Source organism: Actinomycetospora sp. ABD4_176, from assembly GCF_056311855.1.
This window is the reverse complement of sequence record NZ_CM149974.1, coordinates 2,972,083-2,990,808: the sequence shown is the minus strand read 5'-3', so window position 1 is coordinate 2,990,808 and position 18,726 is coordinate 2,972,083. Positions and strand designations below refer to the sequence as shown.

Annotated in this window: 18 protein-coding genes; 9 read left to right on the top strand and 9 right to left on the bottom strand. The window is 74.7% G+C overall.

The genetic code is table 11. From position 1 onward, the window contains the following. Positions 1 to 49 precede the first annotated feature (49 nt). A complete protein-coding gene (locus tag ACYX4T_RS14455) occupies positions 50 to 1,441 on the top strand; it encodes an MFS transporter (RefSeq protein WP_476010001.1) in 1,392 nt (463 codons plus the stop codon). Positions 1,442 to 1,484: 43 nt separating this feature from the next. Beyond that, a complete protein-coding gene (locus ACYX4T_RS14450) occupies positions 1,485 to 2,009 on the top strand; it encodes an OsmC family protein (RefSeq protein ID WP_476010000.1) in 525 nt (174 codons plus the stop codon). Between the two features lie 176 nt (positions 2,010 to 2,185). Here ACYX4T_RS14450 and ACYX4T_RS14445 read toward each other — a convergent pair whose 3' ends face one another. Both ACYX4T_RS14445 and ACYX4T_RS14440 read right to left on the bottom strand, forming a co-directional pair. Further along, positions 2,186 to 3,919 (bottom strand): FAD-binding oxidoreductase, encoded by a 1,734-nt coding sequence (locus ACYX4T_RS14445; protein ID WP_476009999.1) that lies wholly within the window; start codon positions 3,917 to 3,919, stop codon positions 2,186 to 2,188. Between the two features lie 292 nt (positions 3,920 to 4,211). Beyond that, complete coding sequence (locus ACYX4T_RS14440; protein ID WP_476009998.1) at positions 4,212 to 5,093, bottom strand: hypothetical protein; 882 nt, start codon at positions 5,091 to 5,093, stop codon at positions 4,212 to 4,214. Positions 5,094 to 5,840: 747 nt separating this feature from the next. On the opposite strand from ACYX4T_RS14440, the gene ACYX4T_RS14435 reads away from it, so the two are divergent. Then, positions 5,841 to 7,073, top strand: coding sequence for a nitric oxide synthase oxygenase (locus tag ACYX4T_RS14435; RefSeq protein ID WP_476015277.1), 1,233 nt, complete (start codon positions 5,841 to 5,843; stop codon positions 7,071 to 7,073). Between the two features lie 58 nt (positions 7,074 to 7,131). Here the strand turns inward: ACYX4T_RS14435 and mftM are convergent, their stop codons facing one another. The 4 genes from mftM to mdo all read right to left on the bottom strand — a co-directional run bounded on the left by mftM (position 7,132) and on the right by mdo (position 12,292). Next, positions 7,132 to 8,076, bottom strand: coding sequence for a mycofactocin oligosaccharide methyltransferase MftM (gene mftM, locus ACYX4T_RS14430; protein ID WP_476009997.1), 945 nt, complete (start codon positions 8,074 to 8,076; stop codon positions 7,132 to 7,134). Beyond that, positions 8,073 to 9,617 (bottom strand): VWA domain-containing protein, encoded by a 1,545-nt coding sequence (locus tag ACYX4T_RS14425; RefSeq protein WP_476009996.1) that lies wholly within the window; start codon positions 9,615 to 9,617, stop codon positions 8,073 to 8,075. The genes mftM and ACYX4T_RS14425 overlap by 4 nt, the downstream gene beginning before the upstream one ends. 29 nt (positions 9,618 to 9,646) lie before the next feature. Then, positions 9,647 to 10,903, bottom strand: a complete 1,257-nt coding sequence (locus ACYX4T_RS14420) for an AAA family ATPase (protein ID WP_476009995.1) — start codon at positions 10,901 to 10,903, stop codon at positions 9,647 to 9,649. A 96-nt stretch (positions 10,904 to 10,999) separates the two neighbouring features. Further along, positions 11,000 to 12,292, bottom strand: a complete 1,293-nt coding sequence (gene mdo, locus ACYX4T_RS14415; RefSeq protein WP_274230606.1) for an NDMA-dependent methanol dehydrogenase — start codon at positions 12,290 to 12,292, stop codon at positions 11,000 to 11,002. A 260-nt stretch (positions 12,293 to 12,552) separates the two neighbouring features. On the opposite strand from mdo, the gene ACYX4T_RS14410 reads away from it, so the two are divergent. Further along, the gene (locus tag ACYX4T_RS14410; RefSeq protein WP_476009994.1) at positions 12,553 to 13,263 is read left to right on the top strand and encodes an SDR family NAD(P)-dependent oxidoreductase; all 711 of its coding nucleotides are present in this window, start codon (positions 12,553 to 12,555) and stop codon (positions 13,261 to 13,263) included. An 81-nt stretch (positions 13,264 to 13,344) separates the two neighbouring features. Here ACYX4T_RS14410 and ACYX4T_RS14405 read toward each other — a convergent pair whose 3' ends face one another. Together ACYX4T_RS14405 and ACYX4T_RS14400 are read right to left on the bottom strand one after the other, a co-directional pair. Further along, positions 13,345 to 13,716, bottom strand: a complete 372-nt coding sequence (locus ACYX4T_RS14405) for a GntR family transcriptional regulator (RefSeq protein WP_476009993.1) — start codon at positions 13,714 to 13,716, stop codon at positions 13,345 to 13,347. Next, positions 13,713 to 14,300: an acyl-CoA-like ligand-binding transcription factor gene (locus tag ACYX4T_RS14400; RefSeq protein ID WP_476009992.1), complete on the bottom strand. Its 588-nt coding sequence runs from the start codon at positions 14,298 to 14,300 to the stop codon at positions 13,713 to 13,715. Before ACYX4T_RS14400 ends, ACYX4T_RS14405 begins: the two co-directional genes overlap by 4 nt. Before the next feature lie 143 nt (positions 14,301 to 14,443). On the opposite strand from ACYX4T_RS14400, the gene mftA reads away from it, so the two are divergent. The 5 genes from mftA to ACYX4T_RS14375 all read left to right on the top strand — a co-directional run bounded on the left by mftA (position 14,444) and on the right by ACYX4T_RS14375 (position 17,806). Then, positions 14,444 to 14,521 (top strand): mycofactocin precursor MftA, encoded by a 78-nt coding sequence (gene mftA, locus ACYX4T_RS14395; protein ID WP_408630132.1) that lies wholly within the window; start codon positions 14,444 to 14,446, stop codon positions 14,519 to 14,521. Then, complete coding sequence (mftB, locus tag ACYX4T_RS14390) at positions 14,521 to 14,856, top strand: mycofactocin biosynthesis chaperone MftB (RefSeq protein ID WP_476009991.1); 336 nt, start codon at positions 14,521 to 14,523, stop codon at positions 14,854 to 14,856. Before mftA ends, mftB begins: the two co-directional genes overlap by 1 nt. Beyond that, positions 14,853 to 16,073: a mycofactocin radical SAM maturase gene (mftC, locus tag ACYX4T_RS14385; RefSeq protein ID WP_476009990.1), complete on the top strand. Its 1,221-nt coding sequence runs from the start codon at positions 14,853 to 14,855 to the stop codon at positions 16,071 to 16,073. The genes mftB and mftC overlap by 4 nt, the downstream gene beginning before the upstream one ends. Positions 16,074 to 16,284: 211 nt before the next feature. Continuing rightward, the gene (locus tag ACYX4T_RS14380; protein WP_476009989.1) at positions 16,285 to 16,629 is read left to right on the top strand and encodes a hypothetical protein; all 345 of its coding nucleotides are present in this window, start codon (positions 16,285 to 16,287) and stop codon (positions 16,627 to 16,629) included. A gap of 133 nt (positions 16,630 to 16,762) precedes the next feature. Next, positions 16,763 to 17,806, top strand: a complete 1,044-nt coding sequence (locus ACYX4T_RS14375; RefSeq protein ID WP_476009988.1) for a class I fructose-bisphosphate aldolase — start codon at positions 16,763 to 16,765, stop codon at positions 17,804 to 17,806. Positions 17,807 to 17,816: 10 nt separating this feature from the next. Here the strand turns inward: ACYX4T_RS14375 and ACYX4T_RS14370 are convergent, their stop codons facing one another. Further along, positions 17,817 to 18,692 carry a LysR family transcriptional regulator gene (locus ACYX4T_RS14370; RefSeq protein ID WP_476009987.1) on the bottom strand — a complete coding sequence of 292 codons (876 nt, stop codon included), beginning with the start codon at positions 18,690 to 18,692 and terminating at the stop codon, positions 17,817 to 17,819. Positions 18,693 to 18,726 lie beyond the last annotated feature (34 nt).

Below are 18,726 nucleotides of genomic sequence, written 5' to 3'. Positions count from 1 at the left end.
CCGCCGGAGAGGTTCAATGACCGAACCAGTGCTGCTAGCGTGCTGCGACGTGACCCCGGTCGACCGCCCCCGCGCCGTGCTCGCCGTCGCCGGGACCGCGACGTTTCTCGCGCTCGTCGTCTTCACGACGCCGCTCGCGTCGCTGCCCTCGACGGCCACGTCGCTCGGGGCGGGTCCCGAGGCGCAGGCGTGGATCCTCAGCTCGATGAGCATCGGGCTCGGCGTCGCGCTGCTCTCGGTGGGCGCGCTCGGCGATGACCTCGGCCGGCGCCGGGTCCTCGTGCTCGGCGCCGGGGTGCTCGCGGCGTCGTCGGTCCTCGGTGCGCTGGCCCCGAACGCGCTCGTGCTCGTCGTCGCCCGCGTGCTGCAGGGGATCGGGGCGGCCGCGCTGCTCGCGTGCAGCCAGGGGCTCCTCGGCCACGCCTTCCCCGCAGGGACGCACGAGGCCCGCACGGCCGGCAGCGTGTGGGGCGCGAGCCTCGGCGCCGGCATCGCCGCGGGCCCGTTCCTCGCGTCGGGCCTCGACCGCGTCGTCGGCTGGACCGGCGCCTACTGGGCCGCCGCGCTCGCCGCGGTGGTCCTCGCCGTCGTCGCCGCGCGCGCGGTACCGGAATCCCGCGCCGACGTCCCGCGCCCGCTCGACCTGCCCGGCGTGCTCGTCCTCGCCGCCGGCCTCGCCGCGCTGCTCGCCGGCCTCGTCGAGGGCCGCTCGGGGTTCACCCGGCCCGGCGTGCTCGCGCTGCTGGCGGCCGGCGTCGTGCTGCTCGCGGTGTTCGTCGTCCTCGAGCGCCGGCGCGCCGCCCCGATGCTCGACCTGGGCCTGTTCGCGTCGCCGGCGTTCGTCGCCGCCACCGTCGGCGCGCTCGCGACGGGCATGGGCATCATCGCGTCGACCTCCTTCCTGCCCACCGTCGTCGAGCGCGGGCTGGGCAGCACCGCGCTCGTCGGGGCCCTGCTCCTGTTCGCCTGGTCGGGCACGAGCGTCGTCACCGCGCTGCTCGCCCGTCGCCTCCCCGCGGCCTGGGCCGGGCGGCTGCTGCTCGCGGCGGGCCTCGCCGTCGTGGCGCTCGCCCAGCTCCTGCTGCTGGGACTCGCGGTCGGCGACAGCCCGCTCTCGCTGGTGCCCGGGCTCGCGCTGGCCGGCGCGGCGAGCGGGGTCGTCAACGCGTCGCTGGGCCGCGAGGCCGTCGCCAGCGTGCCCCCGGGTCGCGGGGCGATGGGCGGCGGCGCCAACAACACCGCCCGCTACGTCGGCTCGGCGATCGGCACCACCGTGATCGCGGTCGTCGCCACCCGCCCCTCCCTGGGCGCCGGCCCGGCTGCGCTGGTCGAGGGCTGGAACGACGGGCTGCCGCTGCTCGTCGCGTTCTCGCTGGTCGGGGCCGTCGCGGTCGCCGCCTGCCGCCCCCGGCGGGTGCGGACGCCCGTGGCGACCCCGTGACGACAAGGTGACGCACGACCGATCACGGGGGAGGATCGCGGTCATGGACAAGTCGAAGCTCGCCGAGACCCAGGGCCCGCTCAAGTCGCAGTACAAGGAGGACCCCGAGGCGGCGGTCGTCACGCTCAAGGCCGATGGCGACGTCGACGGCTCGGGCATCGCCTGCCGCGTGCAGACCTCCCAGGCGCTCGTCGAGGCCGGGCTGCACCCCGCCACCGGTGGCGACGGCACCCAGCTCTGCTCCGGCGACATGCTGCTCGAGGCGCTCGTCGCCTGCGCGGGCGTCACCCTGCGCGCCGTGTCCACGTCGATGGGGGTCGAGGTCCGCGGCGGCAACGTGCACGCCGAGGGCGACCTCGACTTCCGCGGCACCCTGGGTGTCGCCAAGGACGCGCCGGTCGGGTTCCGCGAGGTCCGCCTGCGCTTCGACCTCGACACCGACGCCGACGCCGACACCCTCGCCACCCTGCACAAGCTCACCGAGCGCTACTGCGTCGTGTTCCAGACGCTGGCGAAGCCGCCGGAGCTCTCGGTCGAGATGACCCCGCGCCAGACCGCCGGCGCCTGACGCCCGCGCGCCCCCGGGACGAGCGCCCCGAGGAAACGAGCGAACGCGCTGTTCGCTGCGCAAGAAGCAGCGAACAGCGCGTTCGATTCCACACCCGCTCGCCGGACCGGGGAGATCAACGGGGAGCTCGCGCGCCTAGAAGCAGCGAGATACCCGTTCGCTCCGAAAGCGTCTGCTCAGTCCGTGTGGTACGGGTCGTAGTGGATGTTGAGGAACGGCGTTCCGGCGTCGAGGAGCGCGCTGGTGGTCGCGCGGACCATGGGCGGCGAGCCGCTGACCGTGATCTCCCGGTCGGCCCAGGCGCCGTAGCGGGCGACGACCTCGCCCACCGTGCCGGTCTCCGCGCCGTGGGCGCGGCCGTCGTCCTCGACCACCGGCACGACCGACAGCCAGGGGTTCTCCTGCGCGCTGCGCCGCAGGGCCTCGATGTCGTAGAGGTCGGCCCAGGTGCGCCCGCCGACGAACAGGGCGACCTTGCGGTCGGTGCCGTCGATGATGAGCTGCTCGATGATCGCGCGGGCCGGCGCCAGGCCGGTGCCGCCGGCGACCATGAGCAGGTCGGAGCGCGAGCGGGGGTCGAGCGTCATCTGGCCCATGGGCGGGCCGATGCGCCAGACGTCGCCGACGCGCGCGTGCGACACGATCGCCCGGCTGACCCAGCCACCGGGGACCGTGCGCACGTGGAACTCGAGCACGCAGTCCGGGCCCGGGGCGTTGGCCGGTGACATCGAGCGCCACATGCGCGGGCGCTGCGGCGTCTCGACGCTGACGTACTGCCCGGCCTGGTAGGGCACCGGCTGGCTGGTCTGCACCCGGACCACGGCGAGGTCCTGGGAGATCCGCCGGTGCTCCATGACGCGGGCCATCCACACGGCGGGGCCGCGTTCGGCGTCGGCCGCCTCGCGCATGGCCTGCGCGACGATCCCGTACGCGCCGCTCCACGCCTCCTCGACCTCGCGGGTCCACAGCTCCGGTCCGGCCGTCTCGCGCAGCGCGCCGAGCAGGGCCTCGCCGACCTTGTCGTAGTGCTCGCCGATGACCCCGAACTTGCGGTGGTCGCGGCCGAGCTGGCGCAGGAAGACCGACAGCTCGTCGGGCCGGTCGACCATCTGCACCACGTGGACCAGCGCCCGCAGCAGCCGCGTGCGCTGCAGCTCCATGGTGACCGGGAACAGCTCGCGGGTCTCGGGCGCGATCCGGAACAGCCAGCCGTAGAACAGCTGGGTCAGCTCGTCGGAGCGCGGTGCGACCGCGGCGAAGCTCGACCGGATCAGCGACACCATGTCGTGCACGTCGTTCGATGCCGCGGCCTCGCGCGGGGCCGGCAGCCCGACGCCCTCGGGCGCCCGGCCGGTCGGGGCCGACGGGGCCGCGGGGGCCGGGGCGGGCGGCGGCGGGGGCGGCGCGGTGGGGATCGGCGGCATCGACGACGGACCGTTGTGCCGGCCCCCGTCGTACCGGCCACCGTCGGAGGGGGCCGGCGGCGCGGCCGCCGGCGTGGACCCCGGGTAGGAGCGCACGCCGGACTGCCGACCGTACGAGCCGGGCGGGTAGGTCATCGAGCTCCCCTCGGACGCCGAGCGGTAGGGACCCGTGCGTTCGGGTCCGTGTGTGGACGGTCGGTACGACGGGCCGTCACGGCGATCGTCGGCGATGTCGAAGACCGAGCTGTCGGTCTCGTCGGGGTCGGCCGGGCGGCCGGACCCGAGGGGTCGGGACAGGGGGCCGGAGGACGTCTCGTAGCCGTCGGGCTCGGACCGGCGGCCGTCGCGGGCCTCGCCGCCCCGGTAGCCGCCCCGGGGTTCCACGCGGTGGTCGTCGCGGAGGTCACGGTCGCGGGCGCCCCCCGGCACGGGTGACCGGCCGAGCGGTCCCCCCGCCAGGGAACGGTCGTCCCTCGCTGCGGTCACGTCTGGTCGACTCCTCGTCCCGGATGACTGGTCTCCCCCGGCGTCGCGCCACCCTAGCGGTTGTCCTCGACCTGCGAACGCTACTCCCGGTCGCCGCCGGTACCGCTCTGTCGTGTTCCCGTGCGGTCAGCGTAGGGCCACGCCCGGTGAGCGGAGCCCGCCGGCCCCCGGATCGGGTGACGCGGCCGATCGGCCGCGTCACCCGTCGTCGCACGGCGACCGCTCCCCGCTGTCGATCTCCACCGGCCGCGGGGGTCGCGGGCGTGTGTCGCCGGACGGGCGCCCGGCCGCGTCAGTTCGCGGTGGGGAATCCGCCGTCGAGGGGCGAGGACGAGGTCGAGGAGCCGTCGCCGAGCTCGTCGAGGCCCCGGCTCCCGCCGGCCGTGTCCTCCGGCGGGGCCCCGTCCTCGCCGCCGCCCTCGCGCGGGGTGGCCGACGCCGTCGAGCGCGGGGTCGGGGTGGACGTGGTGGGGCGGTCCGGGGTGGTCGAACGGGGGGTCGTCGCGCTCGGGCGGGTCCGCGACGACGGGGTCGTCGCGCGCGGGGGCGCGGCCGGCTGCGGCGCGCGGCGCGCCTCGGCGCCGACCGACGAGGGCTCGACGACCCGCACGGAGATGTCGGGCTCGAGCGCCTCGACGGCGCCGGTGTCGACCGTCGGGACGGTGGTGGTGCCGTCGGTCTCCGGGACCGGGGTCTGCTCGGCCGGCACGTCGGGCAGGCCCGGGAGCGCGATCTGCGCCCCGGTCCGCTGGGCGTCGAGCCCGAGGGCGATGCCCACCCCGCCGACCGCGAGGGCGGCGAGCACGGCGGCGGCCGCCGGCAGCGACGACAGCGCGCGGCGGTCCCGGCGACCGGTCCCGTGCGTGCGGGACAGGAGGCGCGCCATCTCGTCGGCGCGCGCCCGCATGTGCCGCGACGGGCGCGGCCGGCGACGGCCCGGGAGCTCCTCGGGGGTGACGACGGCGGGAACGACGGCCGAGACGTCGGGGCGCCCGGGAGCGGCGATATCGGCGATCGCGGGGACCTCGGGCAGCGCGGGCGCCGTGCGTCCCGTCTCGGCGGCGCCGACCACGGGCAGCACCGTGGTCTCGCACTCGTCGGCGGGCAGGGGCGCTCGACCCGGCGGGCCCGGCCCGTCCGGCTCGTGGCTCGCGGGCCCCGGGGCTCGCGTCACGGTGCACCTCCCGACCCCGCGGTGCGCGCTGTCCCCGACGACGTGACGCGCTGTGTGCGAGGTCATCACACGTTGTCGATCGGGCAGCGTGCCAGACGTGATCGACCGGTGACGAACGACCCGTCAGCGCGCTGGATGAGCCGGACGGTCCAGGGGGTGACGGCGGATGCGCTCCGTGCGCGGAGCACCCTCTACAGTGGGTCCACGTGGAGCCGTCACGGGACGCCGGCGCGTCGGAAGGCGATGTCCGGGACACCGCGTGGTGACGTCGGCGGCCGCGGACACGATCGTGGAAGATGCCGTTCGACGCGCTCCGCGAACCGCTCATCTCTGGTTGATCGGCCGAGATTGCGCCGAACAGACGTCCACGGCTCCGACGTCCGCCGGGCGATTGATCCGAACAGTGAGATCCGCTTCGAGGCGCGGGGCGGCACAGTGGACGGCGGCCGCGCGGGGACGGCTTCGAGACACGGAGGTGGCATGACGCGCGGCGTGGCGATCGAGGCCGTCGGTAGCGGGGACCACACCATGGTCCCCACCCCGCATCCGCGACCCCGTCCACGGCCTCGTGTGCCGTCGGTCGTCGGCACGGGCGCGCCCGTGCCCGCGGTGTCGCCCGAGGTGTCCCCCGAGGCGTCTCCCGAGGTCTCCGAGGCGCCCGACGGGGCGGAGGACCTCGCCGAGGTCCCCGCGGCGCTCGCGGTCGACGCGGCCGACGCGGTCGCCCCTGCCGAGGCGGCCGACCCGGTGGTCGACCCCGCCGGCCCCGCCCCGGCGACGGACGCGACCGGCAGCCCGACGACCGGCACTCCCGCGACCGGGACCCCGGTCCCCGCGCCCGAGCACCCGGTCCGCGGCGGCACCGTCGACCCCGCCGAGGCCGAGGAGTTCCTGCGCCTCTTCCACGCCGAGAGCCCGGCCGAGGGCCCCGTCGAGCCGCGGGTCGCCGCGGTGCACGACGAGATCGCCCGCACCGGCACCTACGTCCACACCACCGCGGAGCTCGAGTTCGGTGCCCGCGTGGCGTGGCGGAGCTCCGCGCGCTGCATCGGGCGCCTCTACTGGCGCAGCCTGCACCTGCGCGACCGCCGGCACGTCACCGCGCCCGACGAGGTCGCCGCCGAGTGCGTCGGGCACCTGCGCGAGGCCACGCGCCGCGGACGCATCCGTTCCACGATCACGGTGTTCGCCCCCGACGGGCCGTCGGGGGCCGGGCCGCGTATCTGGAACGAGCAGCTCGTCCGCTACGCCGGCTACCGGGCCGGCGGGCGGGTGCTCGGCGACCCGCGCTACGTCGGGTTCACCGACCACGCCCGCGCGCTGGGCTGGATGCCGCCGAGCCCGATGGGCCGCTTCGACGTCCTGCCGCTCGTGGTCAGCGGCGGCGGCGAGCACGTGGCCGCGGGTCCGCAGGTCCACGAGGTCCCGGCCGACGCCGTGCTCGAGGTGCCGCTGAGCCACCCCGACTTCGGCTGGTTCGGCGACCTGGGGCTGCGCTGGCACGCCCTGCCGGTGATCAGCAACATGCGCCTGGACATCGGCGGGATCTCCTACCCGGCGGCCCCGTTCAACGGCTGGTACATGGCCACCGAGATCGCGGCCCGGAACTTCTCGGACGCCGACCGCTACGACCTGCTCCCCGACGTGGCCGAGGCGATGGGCCTCGACACCTCCAGCGAGCGCACCCTGTGGCGGGACCGCGCGGCCGTCGAGCTCACCGCCGCGGTCCAGCACTCCTTCGACGAGGCCGGCGTCTCCCTCGCCGACCACCACGGCGAGTCCCAGCGCTTCCTGCGCTTCGTCGAGAAGGAGGAGGCCGCCGGGCGGAAGTGCCCGGTGGACTGGAGCTGGATCGTCCCGCCGATCTCCGGTGGCCTCACGCCGGTGTTCCACCGGTACTACGACGAGCCCACCGACACCGGCCCGATGTTCCGCCTCGACGACCAGGCCAAGGCCCGCGGGCGGGGCTGCCCGGTCTGACCCGGCGACCGAGCGGCATCACAGACACTCAACGTCAGCGGAGCCACTCCGCTGACACTTAGCCGGCCTCGATCACGAGCCAGCCGCCGTGGTCGTCGGCGACGGTGAACGGGCGTCCGGAGCGCTCGCCCAGCGCGTACAGGGCGGCGTGGTCGAAGGTCCGCAGGTGGCCGTACACGGGCTCGGGGACGTCCTCGTAGGGCACGGCGACGACGACGCGGCGGCGCGCGACGCGCAGCGCCTCGTCGAGCACGCCGGCGGTCTCGCGCGGGGGCAGGTGCTCGAGCAGGTGGACCGCGGTGACCGTGTCGACGGCGCGGTCGGCGACGGGCAGGGTCCGGGCGTCGGCGACGACGGGGCGCACGGCCTCGCCGCGGCGCCGGGCGACGGCGCCGAGCAGGCCCATGGTGCCCGGGGTGTGGTCGCTGGCGACGACCTCGAACCCCTCCTGCGCCAGGCGCAGCGGCAGGAACCCGAAGCACGAGCCGACGTCGAGCACCGTGCGGCCGCGGACCTCGACGAGCGCCCGCTCGTGCACCGGCGCGAAGGCCGCCAGCGACGACTCGGGAGCGACGTCGGGCGCCGTCTCGTGCCCCGGTGCGCGCAGGACGGCGAGGCTGTTGGCGTAGAACGTCGACCAGGCCGTCAGCGGGTCGCTGACCGTCGAGCGGACGATGCCGGTGAAGATGCGCTCGAAGTCGCCGGCCGACGCGACGAGCCCGCCCAGCTCGCCCGCGATCAGCCCGGCGATGTCGTCGTCGAGCTCGTCGGGCCGAAGCCGGTGCAGCACGAGCAACCGCTCGCCCTGGCGGTGCACCTCGAAGTGGTCGGTGACCCGTTCCGGCGGCCGCGCCGCGACCAGGCGCACGGGCACCGCGCCCCGGTCGACGTGGCACACGACGACCCGGTCGTCCTCCCAGCGGCCCGGGTGCGACGGGGCGAGGGGGTCGATCCGCACGATCCCCGTCGAGCCGGCCGCGGGCGCGTCCGCCAGCCCGGTCATCTGCCGATCATCTCGGCCGCCATGTCGTGGCTGACCTCGGAGAGCCCGGTGAGGTCGCGGACGACACGGATGCGATCGACGTACTCGGCGTAGCGCGGCAGGTCGCAGGCGCCCAGCCCCCACGAGTAGCGGGGCTCCGGGGTGAGCCAGATCGTCTCCCGCGCCCGGCGGGTGATCTCGGCGAAGGCCTCCATGTTGGCGTCGTTGCCGTTGCCCCGGCCGTCGCCCAGCACGATCACCGTCGAGCGCCGGTTCACCGCCGAGGAGTGGTCGTCGAGGAACGTGCCGAACGCGGTGCCGTAGTCGGAGTTCGCGTCGACGTCGATGAGGTCGCCACCGAAGATCAGCCCGAGGGCGTCCTCGACGGTGTGGTCGGCGAACAGGTCGGTGACCTCCATGAGGTCGGCGACGAACGCGAACGACCGCACCTGGCCGAACATGTCCTGCAGGCCGTGCACCAGGTGCAGCGTGAAGCGCGCGGTGGCCCGCACCGACAGTGACACGTCGGCGAGGATCACCAGGCGCGGCTTGTCCTCCGTGCGCGCCACGGTCACCGGCCGGAAGGGCACGCCGTCGAAGCGCATGTTGCGCCGCATCGTGCGCCCGGGGTCGATCCGCCCGCGGGGGGACTCGCGGCGCTTGTGGGTCAGCGCGCCGTGGAGGGTCTTCGCGAGCCGGCGCAGGGAGTCCTCGAGCTGCTGGCGCTCGTGCTCCTCGGCGCGGTCGACCTCGGCCCGGTGGGCCTCGGAGTCGGCGTGCCCGCCGTCGACGATCCGCTGCTCGATCTCCAGCAGCCGCTCGAGGTGGCGCTTGATCGCCTCGGGGAGGTTCTCGAGCATCCCGGCGAGCCGGCGCCGCAGCGCCATCGCGTCGGTCTCGTCGCCGTCGTCGGAGATCCCGTCCTCGACGCCCTGTAGCCAGCCGAGCAGGGCCTCCTGCTGGGCCACGTTGAGGTCGGCGTCGACCTTCGTGCCGGACTCGGTGGCGATGTCGCCGGGCAGGCCGCCACCGTGCAGGCGGTCGGTCTCGATCTGGACCTTCTCGGTGGTGCCGGTCTGGTCGGTGGCCCCGTCCTTGGAGAAGACGATCTCGTCCGTCATCGCCGCGAGGTCGAGCTTGTTGGCCTCCTGGTGCAGGTTGTACTGCTGGGCCATGTCCTCGGGGTCGAAGAACTCCTTGATGTCCACCGGCTTGCCGTGGTCGTGGCCCTGCTGCGGGGTCTCGCCGGGCTCCTCGGAGAGCGTGAAGTCCTCGAGCGTGCCGTCGTCGGACAGGTCCTCGTGCCCGTGACCGTGGCCGTGCCCCCGGTCCTCGGCGCCGATGCGGACCAGGGCGAAGAACGCGTCGAAGATCTCGTCGAACGTCGCCTCGTCCCGGATGTCCTTGACCAGCGCGACGCGCAGGGCGGCCCGCAGCGTCTCGCGGTCGGCGAGCACGCCGGGCTCGCGCGCGCAGCGCATGGCGTCGAGGACCTCCGAGGTGGAGATCCGGACCTGCCGGATGCGGAGCAGACGGACGAAGCGGTGGATGCTGGCCTCCACGCGGGGGCCTCCTCTCGCTCGCGGGGCCGCTAGAGCGCGCGCTTCTTGCCGAGCCCGAACGAGCGGCTGCCCTGGCCCGAGCTCACCGGGCGCTTCTTGCTGGGCTCGGCCTCGCCCGAGCGGGCGCGCTCCTGGTACTCCCGGCCCGGGGCGCCGTAGACGCCCGCGTGCCGGCCCTCCTGGTCCTTGGCGGCGCGGACCGCGCGCCCGTCGGGACCGTCCTCCTCGTCGTCGTGCACGGGCCGCGCGGTCGCCGGCGCGGGGCCGCTCGAGTGCCCGTTGTCGTGCTCGTGGCCATGGCCGTGCCCGTGCCCGTGCCCGTGGCCGTGCGCGTCGTCGACGACCGCGTTGGGGTCGACGAGCTTCGGCAGCGCACCGAGGGCCTTGGTGACGTCCTTGTCGTACTTGACGACGACGGAGACGGTGTCGGAGAGGATCTGCGAGTTCAGCTCGTCGACGCCCAGCACGGCCAGGGTGCGGGCCCAGTCGATGGTCTCGGAGATGCTCGGCGCCTTGCGCAGCTCGAGCTCGCGCAGGCCACGGACGACCTCGACGAGCTCGCGCGCGGCCGCCTCTCCCAGCCCGGTGTCCTTCGAGCGCACGATCTCCAGCTCGCGCTCGGCGGTGGGGTAGTCCAGGAACAGGTGCAGGCAGCGGCGCTTGAGGGCGGCGGCGAGGTCACGCGTGTTGTTGCTGGTCAGGATGACGTAGGGCGCGTTCTCGGCGGTGAACGTGCCGACCTCGGGCACCGAGATCTGGAACTCGCCGAGCGTCTCGAGCAGCACGGCCTCGAGCGCCTCGTCGGCGCGGTCGACCTCGTCGATCAGCAGCACGACGGGCTCGTCGGAGCGGATGGCCTCCATGAGCGGCCGCTCGGCGAGGAACTCCTCGGAGAAGAAGACGCTGTCCTGGTGGGCGATGCGCTCGACCGACGTCCTGATGTCGGGAGCGTCCTGGACGATCTCGGCGATCTTCTCGCGCAGCATCTGGGTGTAGAGCAGCTGCTTGCCGTAGTCCCATTCGTAGAGGGCCTTGGTCTCGTCCTGGCCCTCGTAGCACTGCAGTCGCAGGAAGCGTCGGCCCGTCGCCAGGGCGAGCATCTTCGCCAGCTCGGTCTTGCCGACGCCGGCCGGGCCCTCCAGCAGCAGCGGCTTCTCGAGGCGGGTCAGCAGGAACACCGTCGTGGCCAGACGCCGGTCGGCGATGTAGCCCTGCGCGGCGAGCGCGTCCACGACCTCCTCGACCGAACCGAAGGGGTAGCTGGCGTCGGTGGTCGTGCTGGTCACGCGGTGTCCTTCCAACAGGTGGCGGATCGAGGGGAACACACCGGTGCCCGGTGGGCCAGCGCGGAGGCCGACCTCACCGGGCACCGGGCGCGGCGATCAGCTGAGCAGGTCGTCGAGGTCGCCGTTCATGCAGTGGTCCACGACGGGGCGCACGGTCGTGAACGTGCACTCCTTGGGGTTGCCCGGGGTGCAGGCGTCACCGAGGACGTGGTTGGTGATGCGGTCCACGTCGGCGTCGTTGCCCGTGATCGTCTTCTCGTTCTCGTAGAACTTGGTCGGGCCCTGCCCGAGGCGGTTCTTCGAGTACGAGTCCTGGGTGACGTCGGTGAACTTCTCCGGGATGCCCACGTCGCGCAGCAGCCGGATGGACGCGGCGAGCGCGGCCTCGGCGGCCTGGACGTCGGTCATGTGCGTGGTGTCCACGCCCATGGCCTGGGCGATGCGCGCGAAGCGCTTGTAGGCCACCGGCATGTTGAACGCCCACACGCGGGGGAGCGCGACGGCGTTGTTCAGGCCGTGGTGGGTGTCGTAGAACGCGGACACCGCGTGCGAGATCGAGTGGATGATCCCGAGGCCGCCGGAGTTGAAGGCCTGGGCGGCGATGTACTGCGCGTACATCATGCCCTGGCGGCCGGGCAGGTCCTGCCCGTTCCACACGGCCTCGCGCAGGTGCTCGTTGGTCAGCTCGATCGCCCGGATCGCGTTGCCGAGGCTCGGCTCGAAGTTCAGCCGCGAGACGTAGGGCTCGGAGGCGTGCGCGAGCACGTCGAAGCCGCACTGGGCGGTGAAGTCGACCGGGCAGTCGTAGTAGAGGACCGGGTCGTCGATCGCCAGGCTGGTCACCGAGGCGTCGTCGAACGCGACGTACTTGTGCGGGTTGTTCGGGTCGGTCGTGGTGTCGGTGATGACGTAGGCCCACGACGTCTCCGAGCCCGTGCCGGCCGTCGTCGAGACCGCGATGTGCGGCGGGTTCTTCGGGTTCTCGGACTGGTTGAAGCCCTCGAACTCGTTGACGTTGCGGCCGTCGTGCGCGACCGAGACGCGGGCGCCCTTGCAGGCGTCGTGCGAGGAGCCGCCGCCGATGGAGACGAAGCTGTCACAGGAGTTCTCCTGGTACAGCTTCACCGAGTCCATGACGTTGTAGTCCTTGGGGTTGGACTCGACCTGGTCGTAGATGACCGTCTCGATCCCGTGCCACTTCATGGACTCGGAGATCTTGTGGACGATGTCCGTGCCGCGCAGACCCGAGGTCATGATCAGCGTCTTCTTGAAGCCCATCTTCAGGGCCTCGGGGCCGATCATCTCGTGCGAGCCGGGCCCCAGCAGCGCCCGGGGGAAGGGGTGGAACTCCTTGATCGGGAACGGCTTGAGCAGCTCGTCGACCTGCATGGGTGTCCTCTCGTCGGTGCGGTCCTCGGAGCCTCGCCCCGTCGGGCGGGCTCCTCGCGATCCGGCGCGACGCTAGGGGTGGCGCGGGTCACGGGGACAGGGCCGCGCGGTGATCCCGACCACGGCGACGGTGCCCGGCCTGCACCTTCGGGCAGGTGGCCCACCTGGCCATCGTGCGGCGTTGCCCCACGACCGTTGTTGCCAGTGAAACGCGACAAGCGGCGCGGGTGGAAGGGGCCGCCCGCGGGAACCTCGGGCCGGTGAGCTCCACCGACCTCGCGGGCCGCACCGCGCTCGTCACCGGTGCCAGTCGGGGCCTGGGCCGCGCGATCGCCGCGGGCCTGGCGTCCGCGGGCGCCTCGGTGATCGGCGTGGCGCGGGACGGGGACGCGCTGTCCCCGGCCATGGAGGCGCTCGGCGGGCGGGCACTCGTGCACGACCTCGCCGACGTCGACGGCATCGCCGCGCGCGTCGAGGGCCTCGAGGTGGACGTGCTGGTCAACGCCGCGGCGGTGATGAGCGCCCGGCGCTCGAAGACCCTCGACGCGTCGCTGGGGGAGTGGCGCGACGTCCGCGCGGTCGACCTGGACGCCCCGTTCGCGCTGGTCGGTGCGCTGGTGCCGGGAATGGCGCGGCGCCGGTGGGGGCGGGTGGTCAACCTGTCCGCCTGCCTCGGGCGCATGACCGGCCCGGGCACCGCCGGCGGGCTCGCGCCCTACCGCGTCGCGAAGGCGGGGCTCAACGCGCTGACCCGCAACCTCGCCCACGAGCTCGCGCTGGGCCGGCGCGGGGTGCTCGTCGACGCCACCTGCCCGGGCCACTGCCGCACCGACATGGGCGGCCCCGACGCGCCCCGGTCGATCGAGCAGGGCGCGGACACGGCGATCTGGCTCTGCCGGCGGGAGTCCAGCCCCTCCGAGCCCGCGCCCACCGGGCGGTTGTGGGAGGACCGGGCCGAGGTGCCCTGGTAGGGGAGCGAGGGCGTCCCCGGCGGTGTGGGGGGCAGCGAGGGCATCGCTCGCCCACGGGCCGGCTCGGGCGCGCCGTCGCCCTCACCGCTCGGCGAGCGCCGCGCGGGCGAGGTCCAGCGCGCGCTCGCGCGAGACGCCCAGCGCCGTGACCCGGCGGGCGTACTCGGCGGCGAGCTCGCGGGCCGGGTCGGCGTCCGACGCCCCGCCCACGACGAAGGTGCCCAGCCGCCCGCGGGTCTCGATGACCCCGGCCGCCTCGAGCTCGCGGTAGGCGCGGGCGACGGTGCCCGGCGCGAGGTTGAGGTCCCCGGCGAGGCGCCGGACCGCGGGCAGGCGGGTGTGCGACGCGAGCGCGCCGGTGCGGGCGAGCTCGGTGATGCGGGCGCGCAGCTGCTCGTAGGGCGGGGCGGTCGAGTCGGGGTCGAGGTCGATGAGCTCCTCGGGTGCGCTCACGGCGACGAGAACCCCCGCGCCAGGGCGTCGAACGCCTCCTCGACCAGCGCGCCGAGCGCCGCCGCGTCCGCCTCCGGGCGCCTGTGCCAGGCGCTGAACACCGCGCGCATCGCCGCGACGACGGCGCGCCCGAACACCTGCGCGCGCAGCGACGCGGGGTCGGCGCCCCAGCGCCCGGCGGCGTCGGTGGCGAGGGTCTGCTCCCAGTCGCGGTAGCGCACCGTGGCCCGCGCGGCCAGCTCGGGCACGTCCTCGATGAGCCCGAGGCGCCGGCGCAGCGCGGGGAGCTCGGCGTCGGCGTACCGATTGACCGCGAGGAAGGCGGCGCGCGCGGCGGCGACCGGGTCGTCGCCGGGCTCCTCGCGCAGCACCCCGGCCAGCGCGGCGAGGCCGTCGTCCAGCTCGCCGAGGACGACGTCGAGCTTGGTGGGGAAGTACCGGAAGAAGGTCCGCCGGCCGACCCCGCCGGCGACGGCGAGCTCGTCGACCGTGGTCTCGTCGAACCCCTGCGTCGCGAACAGCTCGAGGGCGACGTCCTCGAGGCGCCGGGCGACCGGCACCCGGCGCGCGCTCCTCGTCGTCACCACACGAGCATCCTCTACCAACCCGGGTGATCCGCCGCCCCCACCGAACGGACAGGGCAATCCCGTCCGCCGGACGGCTGGTGGTGGCACCGAGTGCCGCTTAGCGTTCCCAGCGCCCGAGGCACCGCAGGTGAGGAGGACGCATGGGAGAGAACGAGGAGCTGGTCGAGGAGACCCTCGTCGAGGAGGTCTCGATCGACGGCATGTGCGGCGTCTACTGATGTCGACGACGGCGGCGGGGGCCGGCCCGCGAGCCGCCCCCGCCGGCGTCGGGCACTTCGACGCCGACCGGCCGTACCGGATCTCCGGCTCGGTCTCGGTGCGTCCGGAGTCGTTCGGCGCCCTGGTCTACGACTTCCACACCCGCCGGCTGTCGTTCCTCAAGACCCGGCCCCTGGTCCGGGTCGTCGAGACGCTCGCCGACCACCCCGACGTCCACGGCGCCCTCGAGGCCGCCGAGGTCCCCGCCGGGCAGCGGGACCAGTACCTGAAGGCCCTGGCCGGCCTGGCGCAGGCGGGCACGATCAAGCAGCGCTCGCAGGGGGACACCACATGAAGCTCGTCGACCACTTCGTCGAAGGTCTGAACTCCCCGATCTGCCTGACCTGGGAGCTCACCTACGCCTGCAACCTGTCCTGCGTGCACTGCCTGTCCAGCTCCGGCCGCCGGGACCCGAACGAGCTCTCCACCTCCGAGTGCAAGGCGGTCATCGACGAGCTGCAGCGCATGCAGGTCTTCTACGTCAACATCGGGGGCGGCGAGCCGACGGTCCGCAGCGACTTCTGGGAGCTGCTGGACTACGCGATCGCCCACGACGTCGGCGTCAAGTTCTCCACCAACGGCGTCAAGCTCGACGAGGCGCGGGCGGCGCAGCTGGCCGCGACCGACTACGTCGACGTGCAGATCTCCCTCGACGGCGCGACGGCCGAGGTCAACGACCACGTCCGCGGGCCCGGTTCCTACGCCACGGCGATCCGGGCGATGGAGAACCTGTACGGGGCCGGATTTGGCCAGTTCAAGATCAGCGTCGTGGTGACGCGCCACAACGTCGACCAGCTCGACGAGTTCAAGGCCATCGCCGACCGCTACGGCGCCCAGCTGCGGATCACCCGCTTCCGCCCGTCGGGACGCGGCGCCGACTCGTGGGACGAGCTGCACCCGACCCGCGAGCAGCAGCGCCAGCTCTACGACTGGCTGGTCGCCCGCGGCGAGGACGTCCTCACCGGCGACTCGTTCTTCCACCTCTCCGCGTTCGGCCAGGAGCTGCCCGGGCTCAACCTGTGCGGTGCCGGGCGCGTGGTGTGCCTGATCGACCCGGTCGGCGACGTCTACGCCTGCCCGTTCGCCATCCACGACCAGTTCCTGGCCGGGAACGTGCGCTCCGAGGGCGGGTTCCAGGCGGTGTGGCAGGAGTCCGAGCTGTTCGCCGAGCTGCGCGGCCCGCAGTCCGGCGGGGCGTGCACGAAGTGCTCGCACTACGACGCCTGCCAGGGCGGCTGCATGGCGGCGAAGTTCTTCACGGGCCTGCCGCTCGACGGCCCGGACCCGGAGTGCGTGCTGGGCAACGGCGAGCGCGAGCTCGCGAAGCTCGAGATGGATACCGTCGTCCCCAAGCCGTCGCTGGACCACTCGCACCGCACGACGAGGGGCCCGCGCAAGGACGGCGGGCCGGTGCCGCTGGCGCTGTCGGTGCGCCGTCCCGACCGGGCCTGCGACTCCGACCCCCTCGCCGGCGAGGGCACCCGCCTGCCCGCCGGCATCCGGGTCGGGTGATCTCCCCCGGTGCCGCGGGCGATCCCCGCGGCACCGGGGTGAGCCACCCGCACGAGGACGCGGAGGTCGTGCGCCCTCGCGCGGCTCTCGGCGTCGTCGCCGGTCGTGACCTGGGGCCGATACGCCGAACCCGCTCCCTCTCCTGCGTGGCCGGAGCACTGCGGATGTCGCCACTTCCGATCCGCTTCCGTGATCATCTCGTTCACCGGGCATGACCGGGTCATCACCGTCCGCGCCCGAGCCCGACGCCCTCGCCGCCCTGCCACTGCTCGCCGACGCGGGCGTCAGCGTCTACTGGGTCCCGCTCGACGGCAGGACGGCGTGGGTCGCCGACGCCGACCGCCGGCAGGTGTGGATCTCCCGGTCCGTGCCCCGGGAAGCGTTGCTGCACTGCCTCGTCGAGGCCCTGACGGTGGTGGACGAGGCAGGCGCGCCCGGGGACTCGCGCGGCCCGGGACTGCGGCTGGCGCACGACGGCGACCCGGTCCACCACGGCGACCGGGTCGAGGAGCAGCCGTCGCCCCGGCCGGCGTTGCGGGTGCTCCGCGGGGGCTGAGGTCGGGCCGGCGAGCTGGTCGACGAGGAGACGGAGTGACGGATCCCCCGCCCGCTCCACCGCGCAGGGGACGTCGTCGGTCGCGGGCGTTCGTAGCGTCGGTCGACGCGCACCATCGCCCGAGGAGGCCGCCGTGACCACGACCGCCGCGACCAGTCCGACAAGTCCGACGAGCCCTGCCACCGGGACCACCACGCCGGCGTCCGAGGAGCTGCGCGCCACCGCCGCGCGCCTCGTCGCCGGGCGGCGCGGGATCCTCGCCGCCGACGAGAGCCCGCGGACCATGTCGCGGCGACTGGAGGACGCCGGCGTCGCCCCGACCGAGGAGCAGCGCCGGGCGTATCGCGAGCTGCTCCTGACCACCGAGGACCTCGAGGCGGGCGTCAGCGGCGTCATTCTGTGCGACGAGACGCTGCGCCAGCACCTCGCCGACGGCCGCCCGTTCCCCGCGGCGCTCGCCGACGCCGGGATCCAGACCGGCATCAAGGTGGACACCGGCACCGCGCCCCTCGACGGCGGCGAGGACGGCGAGACGGTGACCGAGGGCCTCGACGGCCTCGCCGACCGGGTCGCGGAGTACGTGGCGCTCGGCGCCGAGTTCGCGAAGTGGCGCGCCGTGCTCCACCTCGGAGCCGGCCGCCCGTCGCCCCGGGCCCTCGAGGCGAACGCCGAAGCGCTCGCCGCCTACGCGCTCACCTGCCAGGCCGGCGGGCTGGTGCCGATCGTGGAGCCCGAGATCCTCAGCGCCGGCGGGCACCGCATCGAGGTGTGCGCCGCGGCCACCGCCCGCACCCTGGCCACGCTCGCCCGCGCCCTGGACCGCGCGGGCGTCGACCCGGCGGCGATGGTGCTCAAGCCGAACATGGTCACCGCGGGGGAGGGTGCGCGGCAGGCGGCGGGGCCGGCCGAGGTCGCCCGTGCGACCGTCGACACCCTGCGCGCGACGATGCCCGACGAGCTCGCCGGCGTCGCGTTCCTCTCCGGGGGCCAGCCCCCGGCCACCGCCGCCGCGAACCTCGCCGCGATCCGCCGGCTCGGCGGGCCGTGGCCGCTGACGTTCTCGTTCGGGCGGGCTCTCGTGTCGCCGGCGCTGCTCGCGTGGCGCGGCGACCCGGCCGCCGCCGACGCGGGCCGAGCGGCGCTGCGGCGAGAGGTCGACCGGGCCGTCGCTGTCTGAGCCGTCGGGGTCAGACCCGCACCCACCCGAGCTCCTCGTCCTCGCACAGGTGGCGGACGAGGAGCTCGGTGCTGGCCGTGGCGTCGGGGTGGGTGACGACGTGCCAGGGGCGGGCGATCGGGACGCCCGGCACCGCCAGCTCCACCAGCGCGCCCTCGTCGAGCAGGCGCGCGACGCCCTCGCGCGCCACCAGCGTCACCCCGAGCCCGGCCCGCGCCGCGGCGATCGTCGCGCCGTGGGAGCCGAGCACCATCCGGGGCGGGTCCCCGGGCAGGTCCTCGAGCAGCGCGGTGAGGGTGGCGCGGATGCCGGATCCGGTCTCGCGCATCAGCCAGGTCGCGGTCGCGGGGTCGAAGCCGGCCGCCGCGTCGGGGGTACCGACGACGGTCAGCGTGTTGTCGCGCCGCGCGCGCACCCGCCCGTCGAGGTCGCCCGGCGGGCTGCCGGCCACGACGACGTCGAGCTCGTGGTGGCGCAGCATCGCCCACACCGCGGCGCTGGGGGAGACCTCGACGCCGACCCCGACGTGCGGGTGGCGGGCACGGAACGAGGCGAGCAGGGCGGGCAGGAGGTGCTCGCCGGCGGTGGTGACGGCGCCGAGGCGGATGTGCCCGTGCTCGGGGTCGGCCTCGCCGCGCGCGGCGGTCGTGGCCTCGTCGAGCAGGCCGAGGATGCGGCGGGCGTAGTCGGCGTAGCGGGCGCCGGCGGGGGTGAGGCGCACGCCGCGCCCGTCGCGCTCCAGCAGCGCGACGCCGACCTCGTCGGCCAGCGCGCGCACGGCAGCCGACACCGTGGACTCGGTGACCACCAGCGCCGCCGCGGCCCCGCGCACCGACCCCCGGTCGGCGAGCGCGACGAACGCCCGCAGGCGCGCGGTGGTGGTCACCCGCCGAACCTATGTGAGTACTTTCCGGGCCTAT